A 13549-nucleotide genomic window follows, 5' to 3' on the forward strand; every position below is an offset into this window, starting at 1 on the left:
CCGGCCGCGCCGAGGTCACGGCCAGCGGGTGCCCACCACGAGGAGAGTTCGGGTGCCGTCGCCTCGGACGCGGCGCGCCGTCACGCGCCGTAGCGGAATGCGTCCCACGCCCCCAGCAGGTACTGGATGCCCAGCGCGCGGTCGTACAAGCCGTAGCCGGGCCGGGGCTTGTTGGTCGTGTTCTCGTCCCACAGGTGCCGGCCGTGGTCGGGGCGCACGTAGCCCTGGTAGTCCGCCTCGGCGTACGCACGCATGATGCCCGTCGTGTCGACGCTGCCCTCGCACGCGCGGTGCGCGACCTCGGTGAAGTCGCCGTTCCCCAGGTGCTTGATGTTGCGCACGTGCGTGAAGTGGATGCGGTCCATGAACGTGCGCACGGCGTCGACCGCGTCCTGCTCGGGGTTCGCGGAGAACGAGCCGAGGCACAGGGTCAGGCCGTGGTACGGGCTGTCGTGGAGGGACAGCACGCGCGCGAGGTCGTCCTTGGTCGACACGACGCGCGGCCAGCCGAAGACGTCGTAGGGCGGGTCGTCGGGGTGCACGCCGAGCTTGACGTCGGACTCCTCGCACGCGGGGATCACCGCGTCGAGGAAGTACCGGTAGTGGGCGTACACGTCCTCGCGCGTCACGCCCTCGTAGGCGGCGTCGAGCTCGGTGAAGCTCGCGAGCCGCTCGGGCTCCCAGCCGGGCAGCGTGAGGCCGTGCGTGTTCGCCTCCATGTCGGCGATGAGGCTCTGGGGCGACATCGCGTCCACGACGGCCCGCTCGAAGAACAGCGCGGTCGAGCCGTCCGGCAGCGGGTGCCACAGGTCGGTGCGCAGCCAGTCGAAGACGGGCATGAAGTTGTAGCAGACGACCTTCACCCCGGCCCAGCCCAGCCGGCGGATCGTCGTCACGTAGTTCTCGATCGCCTCGTCGCGGCTCAGCCCCAGGACGGTCTTGCCGAGCTTGATCGACTCGTGCACGTTGACGGACTCGACCACCTCGGCGTCGAAGGTCCGGGTGATCCCGCGCGCCCTCGCCTCGTCCGTCAGGCCGGTGATCTTCGCGACCTCGGCGTCGATCTCCGCCTGCTCCCACACCTCGCCGGCCTGCTTGCCGTGCAGGCTCCACACGATCGTCTCGACGCCGGGTACCTGGCGCACGTGGTCGAGCGTGACCGTGTCGTTCCCCTCGCCGTACCAGCGGAATCCCATCTTCACGGCGCGGTCTCCTCGTTCCTCGTGCTCGTCGTGCGGGTGGTGGTCGTGCTCGCGCCGACGACCGCGTCGGCCACCTCGGGCAGGCGCTCCTCCGGGACGCCCAGCAGCAGGCCGGGGAGGAGGACGAGCGCGCGGACCGCAGCGGCGTCGTCCGGCGCGCCCTCCACGACCGCGCGCAGCTCGTCGCCGCGCGGGTCGTCCACCGTGCGCCCGGCACGCGCCTCCGCGACGACGTACCCGGCCCACGCGGCGAGCGCCGCGACGACCCCCTGCGGCGCCGGGGCGTCCGGCCGCGCGGCGAGGAGGTCGGCGAGCGTCGCGCCCCAGCGGAACGGGATCTTCTGCGTCCCGTCCATCGCGACCTGCCGGGTCGTGTGCCCCGTCGCGGGGTTGGCGAACCGGTCGAGCAGCGTCTGCGCGTACGCGGCGAGGTCGACGCCGTCGGGCGCGTCGAGCGTCGCGAGCGCGTCGGCCTGGAGCGCCCGGGCGCCCGCGGCGAGCGCGGGGTCGGCGACGGCCTCGGCGATCGTCGCGTGACCGGCGAGCGAGCCCGCGTACGCGAGGTAGGAGTGCGCGCCGTTGAGCAGGCGCAGCTTCGCGCGCTCGTACGGCGCGACGTCGCTCGTGAGGGTCGCCCCGCCCCGCTCCCAGGCGGGGCGCGGGCCGGCGAAGCGGTCCTCGATCACCCACTGCAGGAACGGCTCGGCGACGACCAGGCCCTCGTCGCGCGCGCCGAGCAGCGTCTCGACCTCGTCGCGCTGCGCGGGCGTGGTGGCGGGCACGATCCGGTCGACCATGCTGCACGGGAAGGTCACCGACGCGGCGAGCCAGGCGCGCAGCGCGTCGCCGACGGCGCCCGGGAGCGCGGCGTCGACCGCTTCCCCCACGAGCCGCGCGAGCACGCGCCCGTTGTCGGCGAGGTTGTCGCAGCTCAGCACGGTCAGCGGAGCGCCCCCTGCCCGACGGCGCGCCGCCAGCCCGCGTACGAGGAGCCCGACGGCGCTGGTCGCCGGGGCGACGTCGGCCGCCTCGCCGCTCGCGACGTCCGCGCCCGCGTCCGGAGAGCCGGCGGACGCCTCCTCGCGGCGCAGCACGTCGAGGTCGGCCGCGACGACGTCGACGTCGAGGCGGCCGTCGGCGCGGCGCGCGTAGCCCTTCTCGGTGACGGTGAGCGTCACGACGTGGGTCGTGGGAGCGGCGAGCGCCGCGAGCACCCGCGGCGTCTCCTCGGCCGGCCACGCGACGTCGGCCACCGACCCCACGACGCGCGGGGACGCGCCGTCCGGCCCCACCGTCAGCACGGTGTAGACCCCGCCCTGCGGACGGAGCTGGTCGCGCACCGACGCGGAGCGCTGCGTCACGCCGAGGATCCCCCAGCACGTCTCCCCCGTCGCCCGCGCGGCGTCCTCGGTGACGACCGCCTGGTGCGCGCGGTGGAACGCGCCGATGCCGAGGTGGACGATCCCCACCTGCGTCGGGCGGACGGGAGCCGGCGGGAACGCGGGGTGCGCGTCGCGGCGCAGGCGCGGTCGCGCGGTGTCGGCCGGCGCTTCGGCGTGGGACGCCGGGCCGGGTCGGCTCGGGACGTCGGTCGGGGCGGTCACGCGACCTCCTGCGGGTGTCGGGGTCGGCGACGGGTGTCGCCGGCGGTCGGGACGGGGAACAGGCCCCCAGAACTTGTGCGAACGATTGTAGCCATAGCAGCGCTGCTCGCAGCGAGCGCCTGAGACCGTCGTGTGCAAACGTTCGCAGACTGGGTGGCACCGGTGCGCTCCGGTCACGGTGCCGGCAGCGTCAGCGCGGCGGCGTCGCCAGTCCCGGCGCCGCGAGGTCGGCCGGGCGGACGGCCCGCCCGGTCGCGGCAGCCTCGCGGATCGCGCACAGGAGCCGGACGGTCTCCACCGCGTCGGCAGCCCCCACGGGAGGCGGCGCGGCGCCGTCGAGGGCCGCGAGCACCCGCTCCCACTGGGTGCGGTGACCGGCATGACCGATGGCGAGCGGGTCCGCCGCACCACCCGCCGAGCTGCCCGACACGGGCGGCGGGACGCCCGGCACGTCCCAGCGGAGCACCTCGTCCTGCGCGAGCTCCACCGAGCCGCGGGACCCGTGCAGCGCGAGGGTCGCCGGGAACCCGGGAGGCGTCGCCGTCGTGGTCGTGACGACGCCGAGCGCGCCCGACGCCAGGCGCAGCGTCGCGACCGTCGTGTCCTCGGCGGTGTCGTCGTCGGAACCCGACCCGGGTTCCAGCGTGCGCGCAGTCCGCGCGAGCGTGCCGGCCTGGGCCGTGACCGACTCGACCGGCCCGCACAGCCAGCGCAGGAGGTCGACGTTGTGCACGCCCTGGTTCATGAGCGACCCGCCGCCCTGGGCCGCCGACGACCGCCACGCCGCGGCGGCGTAGTAGTCGTCGTCGCGGTACCAGGGCACGTGCGTCGCGACGAGGCGGAGCTCGCCGAGGGCACCGTCGTCGAGCGCGCGCCGGAGCGCCTGGTGCTGGGGCTCGAAGCGGCGCTGCGAGACCATCGAGACGACCAGGCCTCGCTCGCGCGCCACGCGCTCGACGAGGAGCGCGTCCTCCACGGTCAGCGCGAGCGGCTTCTCCACGACGACGTGCTTGCCCGCCCCGAGCGCCGCGAGCGCGAGGCGCGCGTGGCTCCCGCTCGGCGTGCAGACCGCCACGACGTCGACGCCCTCGTGGCGGACCACCTCGTCCGGCGCCACGTGCACGGCGCGCCCGGACGGGGTCAGGTCCTCGTCGAGGGCCGCGCCCCCGCTGTACGCGACGAGCCGCGCACGCGGCGCCAGGTCGCGCAGCGCCCGGGCGTGCAGCACGCCGATGCTGCCCATCCCGACGATCCCGACGCCGACGCCGGACCCCCGCACGGGCCCGCTCACTCGGCGACGTGGCTGGCGCCGAGCAGGTCGCGCAGCCGCTCGGCGGCACCCGTGAACCGGGGGTCGACGAGCGTCGTGCCGTAGTCCCGCTCGTCGGGCAGCCCGGGCTCGAGGGTCTCGACGATCCGCCCCGGACGCGGGCTCATGACGACGATCCGGCTCCCCAGGAACACCGCCTCGGGCACCGAGTGGGTGACGAGCACGATGGTCGTGCCGGTCTCGCGCCAGATGCGGTTCATCTCGATGTTCATCTGCTCGCGCGTGAGCGCGTCGAGCGCGCCGAACGGCTCGTCCATGAGGAGGACCCGCGGCTCGTGCAGCAGGGCCCGGCACAGCGCGACGCGCTGCTGCATGCCGCCGGACAGCTCGTGCGGCAGGGCCTTCTCGAAGCCCGTGAGCCCGGTGAGCGCGATGAGCGCGTCGGCGCGCTCCTGCGCCCGGCGCCTGTCCATGCCCCGCATCTCCGCCTGGAGCAGGATGTTCTTGCGCACCCCGCGCCACTCCAGCAGCGCGGAGCGCTGGAACGCGAACCCGATGTCGCGCTGCGGGCGCGTGACGGGCTGCCCGTACAGGCGCACCTCGCCCTCGGTGTAGGCGGTGAGGCCCGCGACGATCTTCAGCAGCGTCGACTTGCCGCAGCCGGACGGTCCGACGATCGTGACGAACTCCCCCGGCTGGACGCTCAGGGAGACGTCGTCGAGCGCCACGGTCTCCGACCGCTTCGACGTGAAGCGCATCGTGAGGTCGTGGACCTCGATGATGGGGTCGGCGTCGACCGCGTCGGCGCGGGCGTCGAGCTCGGTCGCGGTCACTGGTCCGCCCCGAACGCGCCGTCCCAGAAGTCGGCCGGGGTCGTGCCGCCGTCGAAGTCCGTGTTCTCGGACAGGAAGGTCAGGGTGTCCGTCCACTGCTCCTCGGTGTTCACGCCGGGGGCAGGAGCGTCCTCGAGGTTCAGCAGGTCGATCGTCGCGGCGAGCTGCGCCGCCAGCACCGCCTCGTCGGGCGCCTGCTCGGCGCCCGCGGCCATCGCCGCGACCGCCGCGTCCGGGTCCTCCGACGCCGCGAGGAACGAGCGCGACGTCGCACGCACCATCGCCTCGACGAGCTCCGGGTCGTCCGCGATGAGCTTCTCGTTGGCCACCAGGCCGGTGCCGAGCAAGTTCATGCCGAAGTCCGCGAAGGGTAGCGCGTCGACCTCCTCACCGGTCTGGTTCTCGATCGTCGGCGCCTGGTCGTGGTGGAAGCCCTGGATCGCGTCGACCTTGCCCTCGATGAGCGCGGCGATCTTGCCCGCCGCGTCCACGTTGACCACGGTCACGTCCGCCGGGTCGACACCGTTGAGCTCCAGCCAGGCCGGGAACGTCCCGTACATCGCGTCGCCCGGCGTGCCGCCGACCGTCTTGCCCACCAGGTCGGCGGGCTCGGTGATGCCCTGCTCGGCGAAGAACTCCACCGAGCTGGGCCCGGTCTGGAGGAACACGCCGACGCTGCGCACCGGCATCCCCGAGCTGATGGCGTTCGCGAGCGGCGGCGTGTCCGCCCACCCGAAGTCGGTGTTGCGCTGCGCGACCTGCTGGACCGTGTTCCCCGACCCGTTGCCCGGCTGGATCGTGAGGTCGATGCCCTCCTCCTCGAAGATCCCCTGCTCGACGCCGTAGTAGAACGGCGCGTGCTCGCCGTAGGGCACCCAGTTGAGGGTGACGGTGACCTCCGTGAGGCCGCCCTCGCCCTCCGCAGGCCCGGACGGGTCGGCCGACTGCCCGCAGGCCGCCGTCCCCGCCACCACGACGCCGGCCACGGCCAGCGAGACTGTCAGACGTGCACCACGCATGGGAAGACTCCTTCTGCTCGCGCCGCCTCGTCGTCGGGGCGGCGAACTCTGGGGTGGGTCAAGGGCGCGTCAGGAGGACGCGAGGACGAGGTTCCCGCGCCGCGACGCGTGCCACGGGATGAGGAGCCGCTCGAGCAGCTCGACCAGGAGGAACAGCACCACGCCGATGAGCGACATGAGGATGAGGTCGGCGAACAGGAGCGGTGCGTCGAGGTTGCCGCTCGCGAGGAGCAGCACGTACCCGAGGCCGCGGTCGGCCCCCACGAACTCGCCGACGACGGCGCCCACGACCGCGAGCGTGACGGCGACCTTGAGCCCGGACATGAGCTGCGGCAGCGACCCCGGGAAGCGGATCTTGCGGAAGGTCTTCCAGCGCGACGCGCCCATGGTCGCCGACATCTCCAGCAGCTCGGGGTCGATCGACCGCAGCCCCGCGACGGCCGAGACGACGACCGGGAAGAACGCGATGAGCACCGCGAGGATGATCTTGGGGGCCGCGCCGAACCCGAACCAGACCACGAGGATCGGGGCGATCGCGATCTTGGGGATCACCTGGGCGAAGAGGATGAGCGGGTAGAGCGACTTCTCGGCCGTCGGCGAGTAGACGAGCAGGACGGCCGTCGCGACGCCGATCACGGACGCGAGCACGAACCCGACGACCGTCTCCATCGTGGTCACCCACGTGTGCTCGGCCAGCATGGCCCAGTCCTCGACCATCGTGTCCCACACGGCGCCGGGCGACGGGACCAGATAGGCCGGGACGAGCTCGCGCCACGCGACGAACCACCACACGGCAAAGATCGCGAGGAGCACGAGGGCGGGCCGCCAGGCGGCCGACGCGACCGCGAGGACCCGGCTGCCGAGAGACGTCGCACCGCGGCTCCGCGGACCGGAGCGCCGGGCCGCCTCGGCGGGCGGGCGCGCCGCCTGGCGGGCCGGTCGCACTTCCTGGGCAGTCGTCATCGTGCGGTCCTCCATGGTCGTGGTCCTGGTCGTCGGCGGGACGTCCGGGCTGGGCGCGTCGGTCATCGGAACGGCACCGCCTCGGCGTCGAGGATCGTGGTGAAGGCCTCCCAGGCCTCGGTGAACAGCTCCGGCCCGGAGAACCCCCCGAGGCTGTGGGCCTCGCTCAGGTGCGGCTCGAGCGAGAAGAACCCGTCGAAGCCGTCGTCGCGCAGGGCCCGCACGGTCTCGGGCACCTCGCCGTCGCCGCGTCCCGCGGGCACGACGGCCCCCGTCGCTGCGAGCGCGTCCTTCACCTGGACGTACTCCAGGTACGGGCGCAGCAGCGCGTAGCCGTCGGTGAAGGGCCGCACGCCCACCTGGACGAAGTTCGCCGAGTCCCACGCGAGCGCCAGGTGCGGCGACCCGACGGACTCGACCACGTCCAGGCACCTTTCCGGGACGTCGCCGTAGATGTCCTTCTCGTTCTCGTGGACGAGCACGACGCCGGCAGCGCGCGCCACCTCGGCGAGCGCCGCCATCCGGCGCAGGACGACGTCGCGCCACGACGCCGGGTCCGTCCCGGGGCGCACGAAGAACGAGAACACCCGCACGTACGGGGCCTCGAGCTGCCGGGCGACGCGCGCGGCGTGCCGCATCCGGTCGAGGTGGGGCTCGAAGTCGTCGTCGACGAAGATCTTGCCGACGGGAGACCCGATGCTGGAGACCCGGAGGTCGTGGCGGCGCAGGAGACCTGCGACCCGCTCGCGCTGGTCGTCGTCGAGGTCGAGCACGTTGGTGCCCCACGCGCTGCGGAGCTCGACGAACCCCAGCCCGAGCTCGGAGGCGACGACGCACTGCGTCTCGACGTCGGACGAGATCTCGTCCGCGAAGCCCGAGAGCGTCCACATCGTGCGCCCTCCCTTCTGCTGGTGGCTCCCGGGCGACGACGCGGCCGGCACCGTGAGCCCGTCGGGCCACAGCCTCCTGCCCGGGGAGGGGCGAGTGCGGAGGGGGCGGCACGGGGCCGGTGAGGCGAGGACGCGGGGTCGTACGGGACGGTGGTCGAGGTCCTGCGCACGGAGCTCGTTCTCCGTACGCCTGGCATGGACAGTAGGTGCGGGCCGTGGCACGGACAACGAGTTGCCATTTGTTGCACCTGACAGCGCTGGACGGGTGGCCGGGTCGCGAGGCGCACCGGGCCGCCGGTGCTGGGCAGTGCGTGCGCACGAAGCGCGCGGGAGGGCGCGGTTGCCGTCGGTTGCCACCCGTCGACGGCGCTGGGCGACGCCCGGCGACCGTTCGGTGGCGGTTCGGCGACGAACCGTCGACGGCTGCCGGGGCCGCGTCGGTGGTGGTCCAGGCGGGGCGCGCGGAGGGCGCGCCGACGCGTCAGGTGCCGGGGCCCGCCGGGGTGTCGAGGTCCAGGGCGACGAGCCGGAAGCCCGCCGACCGGACTGCCCGCAGGACCTCCCCGCGCAAGGGCTCGGCCGCCACGACCGGCAGCTCAGCGTGGGGGGCCTCGACCCGGGCGAGGTCACCGTGGTGGTGGACCCGCAGGTCCTCCAGGCCGAGCCGGCGCAGCTCGCTCTCGGCCGCCTCGACCTGGACGGCGGCCTCGCCGTCGCGGGGCCGGTCGACGGCGAGGTCGACCGGCGGCGCCGGGTCGGTGCGGCTCATCGACACCGCCCGCCGGACACGACCGGGACGGCACCGGAGGGCTGGGGTCCAGGCCGCCGACGTGCCGCCGTCGGGCGCAGGGACGCGTTCGCACGCGAGATCACGGAGCCATTGGAGGATGCCCGTCGGGGCCCGTCAAGGAGTTGCCGTCGGTTGCCGCGGAGTTGCCACGGGACGCGCCGCGGGAACGGGGCAGGCACGAGGCAGGCACAGCGCGTGTACCGGCTGGTCACGCGGCACGACCGCGACACGAGGGCGACAACCGGTTGTTGTCCACCGCTGTCAGGGCCGTTACAGTCCGACCGCATGACCTCAGCCGGCAATGGTGCCAGCCCGACGATCTACGACGTCGCCCAGGCGGCCGGCGTCGCCCCCTCGACCGTGTCACGGACCTTCTCGCGTCCCGGCCGCGTCAACGCGCAGACCGCGGAGCGCATCCGCCAGGTCGCCAACGAGCTCGGGTACCGGACGAACCCGCTGGCCCGGGGCCTGCCGACGGGCCGGACCTCGCTGCTCGCGATCGTCGTGGCCGACGTGACCAACCCCTTCTTCTTCGAGATCATCCGCGGCGCGGAGAAGACGGCCCGCGACGCCGGGTACACGCTGCTCATGGTCGACGCCCACGAGTCCGACGAGGCGGAGCGCCGCGCGCTCGACCGGACGCTGCCCCTCGTGGAGGGCCTGATCCTCGCGACGTCCCGGCTGTCGGACTCCTCGATCCGGGTCGCCGCGAAGCAACGGCCCACCGTCGTCATGAACCGGCACATGACCGACGTGCCGAGCGTCCTGACGGACAACGCGCAGGGCATGCGCAGCGCCGTCGAGCACCTGGCCGGGCTCGGGCACACGAGCCTCGCCTACGTCGCGGGGCCCGAGGCGTCGTGGGCCGACGGGATGCGCTGGCGCGCGTTCCGGGAGGCGACGCGTGAGGCCGAGGTCCAGGCGCGGCGGATCGGCCCGTTCGCGCCGACGCTCGCCGGCGGGCTCTCCGCGGCCAAGTCCCTCGTCAAGCACCCCGCCACGGCGGCCGTCGCGTACAACGACCTCATCGCGATCGGTGCGATGCGCGGCCTGCGCCGGCTCGGGGTCGAGGTGCCGCGCGACCTGAGCATCGTCGGGTTCGACAACATCTTCGGCTCGGACTTCTGCACCCCGCCGCTCACGACCGTCGCCGCGCCGCTGCGCCACTTCGGGTCGTTCGCGGTCCAGCGGCTCCTGGCCCAGCTCCGCACGGCGCCCGCGCCCGCCGTCGGGCCGACGCTGCTCCCGGCCAAGCTCGTCGAGCGCGGCTCGACCGGCCGCCCGGCCTGACCGCACCCCCGCGGGTGCAGCCGCCGGCGGGCCAGGGGCAACAAGTGGCAACTCGTTGCCCGGACCGCGCACGCCCCCGGATAGTGACGGCACAGCGCACCGATGCGCGCCCTGTGCGCAGTCCGACGCACGGTCCTCGACGGAGAGGCAGGCTGATGGAACACCCCTCGACCGACGCACCACCCGCGCACGTCACGCCCCGGCACCGACGCAGAAGACGGCGTGCCGTCGTCGCCGCGCTCGCCGCCCTGGCCGTGCCGTCCGGCGTCCTCACGGCCCAGGCCGCCGTCCCGACCGCGGCGCCGGCCGCCGCACCCGCGGCGACCCAGGCGGACATCCGACCGCAGGAGCCGGGCGTGACGCTGCGCGTCTTCGACGTCCAGGTCATCCTCGACGACTACTGCACGCTCAAGCCCGGACAGACGCCCAACGTCGACAAGATCATGCCGACCATCGACTGGACCACGGCGGCCGACTTCGGCCTCACGGACAAGTTCGTCACCGAGGTCACGGGGTACCTGAACGTCCCCGAGGCGGGCACGTACGACTTCCGCATCACCAACGACGACGGCGCGCGGCTGCTGCTCGACGACGAGCTCGTGGTCGACCACCCGGGCCGTCACGGCGCGACGCCCAAGGAGGGGTCGATCGACCTCGAGGCGGGCTACCGCGCGCTGCGCATCGACCACTTCGACGGCGAGTTCGACCAGCGGCTCAAGCTCGAGTGGCGCCCGCCGGGCGCGTCGGGCTACGTCGTCGTGCCGAACTCGGTGCTGAGCACCGACGCCGACGTCACGCGCGTCACGTCGCCCGGCCGCAAGGAGTGCGAGGGCGTCACCGAGGCCCCGGGCGACGGCCTGCCGCTCACCGAGGTGCACCCCGACTACACGCTCACCGACCTGCGCCCCGAGGGCTTCCAGCCCCAGGTGACGGGCATGGACTGGCTGCCCGACGGCCGTCTGGCCATCTCCACGTGGGGCGGCGACCGGCTCACGCAGCGCGGCGAGGTCTACCTGATCGACCACGTCCAGGGAGACACGGGCGCCGACGACGTGACCTACACGAAGGTCGCGGAGGGCCTGACGGAGCCGATGGGCCTCAAGTACGTCGACGGCACGATCTACGTCTCCGAGAAGGACGGCCTCACCGCGCTCGTCGACACCGACGGCGACGAGGTCGCCGACGAGTACGACACGTTCGCGACCTGGCCGTTCGGCGAGAACTACCACGAGTTCGCGTTCGGCCTGCTCTACGAGGACGGGTACTTCTACGTCACGACCGGCATCGCGATGATCCCCGGCGGCAACTCGCTCGACCCGCAGCTCGCGGAGAACCGCGGCTCGGTCATGAAGATCAGCAAGGACACCGGCGAGGTCGAGTACGTCGCGGGCGGCCTGCGCACGCCCAACGGTCTCGGCTGGGGCACCGACGGCGGCATGTACGTCACCGACAACCAGGGCGTCCGCATCCCGACGTCGAAGCTCGTGCGCGTCGAGGAGGGCGCGTTCTACAACCACTTCACGAACCCCGACGGCCCGTACGACGACCAGCCCGTCACCGAGCCCGTCCTGTGGATGCCGCACAGCGAGATCTCCAACTCGCCGAGCAACCCGGTCGTGCTCACCGAGGGCGTGTTCGCCGGGCAGATGGCGATCGGCGACGTGACCTACGGCGGCCTCCAGCGCGCCTACCTCGAGGACGTCGCGGGCCAGGAGCAGGGCGCCGTCTTCCGCATGACGCAGGGCCTGGAGTCCGGCGTCAGCCGCACGAGCGTCGGCCCCGACGGCGCGATCTACGTCGGCGGCATCGGCTGGTCGGGCAACTGGGGCCAGGCGGGCAAGCTCTCGTACGGCCTCCAGAAGCTCACGTACGACGACAACAACGCGTTCGACATGCTCGAGATGCGCGCCGTCGAGGGCGGGTTCGAGATCGAGTACACGCAGCCGCTGTCCGAGGAGACGGCGCAGGACCTCGCGTCCAAGTACACGGCCGCGCAGTGGCGCTACGTCGCGACCCCGCAGTACGGCGGCCCCAAGGTCGACGAGGAGGACCTCGAGGTCACGGCCGCGACCGTCTCCGAGGACCGGAAGACGGTGACGCTGCAGATCGACGGGCTGAAGGCCGGTCGCGTCGTGAACGTCCACTCCCCGCGCCCGTTCGCGTCGGAGAGCGGCAACGAGCTGTGGAGCACGGAGGCCTGGTACACGCTCACGCGCCTGCCCGACGGATCCGTCGCACCGCCGGTCTACGAGGCCGAGGCGGCAGACATCACCGGCGGCGCCGGGTGGAACAGCAACCACGCCGGCTACTCGGGCTCCGGGTTCGTCGACCGCAACTGGGAGCCGGGCGCGCAGACGACGTTCGCCGTCCGCACCGAGGAGGCGGGCCCGCACGACCTCGCGATCCGCTACGCCAACGGCCAGAACAGCGACCCCACGGCACTGCCGAGGAACCTGAGCCTCTACGTCAACGGCGAGAAGCTCAAGCAGGTCTGGTTCGAGAGCACGGTGGCCTGGTCCACCTGGGCCACACAGGTCGAGACCGTGCCGCTGCGCGAGGGCGCCAACACGATCACGATCCGGCACGACGACGACGACATCGGCCACGTCAACCTGGACAGCCTCACCGTCACGCCGAGCGAGCGCACCACCCTGTTCGACGGCGACGACCTCGACGCGTGGGCTGCGGTCAACGGCGGCGGTCCCGCGACGTGGCCGGTCGCGGACGGGTCCATGGAGTCCTTCGGCGGCGACATCCGCACCAAGGAGAAGTTCGACGACTTCCAGATGCACGTCGAGTGGTACCAGCCCGAGCACGCCCCCTCCCAGACCGGCCAGGCCCGCGGCAACAGCGGCGTCTACATCCAGGAGCGCTACGAGGTCCAGGTGCTCGAGTCCTTCGGCATCGACCCGCCGAGGAACGACCACGCCGGGGCGATCTACCTGCAGAGGGCTCCCGACGTGAACGCGGCGACCCCGATGGGCACGTGGCAGACGTACGACATCACGTTCCGGGGTGCGCGCTTCGGCCCCGACGGCAAGAAGACCGAGGACGCGCGTCTCACGCTCGTGTGGAACGGGCAGGTCGTGCACGACGACGTCGCGGTCACCGGAAAGACCGGCAACGGCCGGGCGGAGGGACCCACGTCGGGGTACATCAAGCTCCAGGACCACGGCGACCCGGGCCTCAACCCCCGGTTCCGCAACATCTGGATCGAGCGCCTCTCCAGCGTGGAGGAGCCCGCCCAGGAGGAGGTCGCGATCACCGCGACCGCCGAGGTCCGTTGCCTCGCGGGCACGCCGTACGTCGCGGTGCGCGCGCTCAACGACGACACCGTCCCGCTGGACGTCGTCCTCGACACGCCGTTCGGGTCCAAGACGTTCACCGACGTCGCCCCCGGCAAGAACGCCTACCAGTCGTTCGCCGTCCGGGGGGTCGATGACCCGGCGGCCGGATCCGTGACCGTCACCGCCCGTCCGTCCGACACCTCCGACGAGCGGGAGACCGTCGCGACCCCGGAGCACGGCCAGCCGTCCTGCGGCTGACCCTCCGGTCCGGACCCGGGGCCGTCCCACGCGCCACCCGGCGCACGGGGCGGCCCCGAGTTCGTCGTCCGCCGAGGTAGAACCGCGGTCCCGCGAGGTAGAACCGTGGTCATGCGCGACGGCGCGTGGCTGGGTTGGGTGGG

At 73.2% G+C, this 13549-nt stretch carries 10 protein-coding genes; 2 read left to right on the forward strand and 8 right to left on the reverse strand.

What is annotated here, in order from left to right; translation table 11 throughout:
• Positions 1-80: 80 nt before the first annotated feature.
• The 8 genes from ACFWH7_RS07650 to ACFWH7_RS07685 all read right to left on the reverse strand — a co-directional run bounded on the left by ACFWH7_RS07650 (position 81) and on the right by ACFWH7_RS07685 (position 8550).
• Positions 81-1196: a mannonate dehydratase gene (locus ACFWH7_RS07650; RefSeq protein WP_378215896.1), complete on the reverse strand. Its 1116-nt coding sequence runs from the start codon at positions 1194-1196 to the stop codon at positions 81-83.
• Positions 1197-1198: 2 nt separating this feature from the next.
• Positions 1199-2806, reverse strand: a complete 1608-nt coding sequence (locus ACFWH7_RS07655; RefSeq protein ID WP_378215883.1) for a mannitol dehydrogenase family protein — start codon at positions 2804-2806, stop codon at positions 1199-1201.
• 190 nt (positions 2807-2996) lie between these two features.
• Positions 2997-4097: a Gfo/Idh/MocA family protein gene (locus ACFWH7_RS07660; RefSeq protein ID WP_378215884.1), complete on the reverse strand. Its 1101-nt coding sequence runs from the start codon at positions 4095-4097 to the stop codon at positions 2997-2999.
• Positions 4094-4909: an ABC transporter ATP-binding protein gene (locus ACFWH7_RS07665; protein ID WP_378215886.1), complete on the reverse strand. Its 816-nt coding sequence runs from the start codon at positions 4907-4909 to the stop codon at positions 4094-4096. The genes ACFWH7_RS07660 and ACFWH7_RS07665 overlap by 4 nt, the downstream gene beginning before the upstream one ends.
• The gene (locus ACFWH7_RS07670) at positions 4906-5928 is read right to left on the reverse strand and encodes an ABC transporter substrate-binding protein (RefSeq protein WP_378215887.1); all 1023 of its coding nucleotides are present in this window, start codon (positions 5926-5928) and stop codon (positions 4906-4908) included. Before ACFWH7_RS07670 ends, ACFWH7_RS07665 begins: the two co-directional genes overlap by 4 nt.
• 69 nt (positions 5929-5997) lie before the next feature.
• Positions 5998-6957, reverse strand: coding sequence for an ABC transporter permease (locus tag ACFWH7_RS07675; RefSeq protein WP_378215888.1), 960 nt, complete (start codon positions 6955-6957; stop codon positions 5998-6000).
• Entirely contained in the window at positions 6954-7781 is an 828-nt protein-coding gene (locus tag ACFWH7_RS07680; RefSeq protein WP_378215889.1) for a sugar phosphate isomerase/epimerase family protein, read from the reverse strand. Before ACFWH7_RS07680 ends, ACFWH7_RS07675 begins: the two co-directional genes overlap by 4 nt.
• Before the next feature lie 481 nt (positions 7782-8262).
• A complete protein-coding gene (locus ACFWH7_RS07685; RefSeq protein WP_378215891.1) occupies positions 8263-8550 on the reverse strand; it encodes an adenine nucleotide alpha-hydrolase family protein in 288 nt (95 codons plus the stop codon).
• Between the two features lie 306 nt (positions 8551-8856).
• Between ACFWH7_RS07685 and ACFWH7_RS07690 the strand changes: the two genes are divergently transcribed.
• Entirely contained in the window at positions 8857-9861 is a 1005-nt protein-coding gene (locus ACFWH7_RS07690) for a LacI family DNA-binding transcriptional regulator (RefSeq protein WP_378215892.1), read from the forward strand.
• A gap of 155 nt (positions 9862-10016) precedes the next feature.
• Positions 10017-13406 (forward strand): 3-keto-alpha-glucoside-1,2-lyase-like domain-containing protein, encoded by a 3390-nt coding sequence (locus ACFWH7_RS07695; RefSeq protein WP_378215894.1) that lies wholly within the window; start codon positions 10017-10019, stop codon positions 13404-13406.
• Positions 13407-13549: the final 143 nt, after the last annotated feature.

The sequence above is a fragment of the Cellulosimicrobium cellulans genome (assembly GCF_042723955.1).
GTDB classification, from domain to species: Bacteria; Actinomycetota; Actinomycetes; order Actinomycetales; family Cellulomonadaceae; genus Cellulosimicrobium; species Cellulosimicrobium cellulans_H.

Excerpts from the sequence above, each read along its gene's own strand:
- ACFWH7_RS07650 (WP_378215896.1), bottom strand. The coding sequence starts at position 1,196 with ATGGGATTCCGCTGGTACGGCGAGGGGAACGACACGGTCACGCTCGAC.
- ACFWH7_RS07670 (WP_378215887.1), bottom strand. The coding sequence starts at position 5,928 with ATGCGTGGTGCACGTCTGACAGTCTCGCTGGCCGTGGCCGGCGTCGTG.
- ACFWH7_RS07675 (WP_378215888.1), bottom strand. The coding sequence starts at position 6,957 with ATGACCGACGCGCCCAGCCCGGACGTCCCGCCGACGACCAGGACCACG.
- ACFWH7_RS07680 (WP_378215889.1), bottom strand. The coding sequence starts at position 7,781 with ATGTGGACGCTCTCGGGCTTCGCGGACGAGATCTCGTCCGACGTCGAG.
- ACFWH7_RS07685 (WP_378215891.1), bottom strand. The coding sequence starts at position 8,550 with ATGAGCCGCACCGACCCGGCGCCGCCGGTCGACCTCGCCGTCGACCGG.
- ACFWH7_RS07690 (WP_378215892.1), top strand. The coding sequence starts at position 8,857 with ATGACCTCAGCCGGCAATGGTGCCAGCCCGACGATCTACGACGTCGCC.
- ACFWH7_RS07695 (WP_378215894.1), top strand. The coding sequence starts at position 10,017 with ATGGAACACCCCTCGACCGACGCACCACCCGCGCACGTCACGCCCCGG.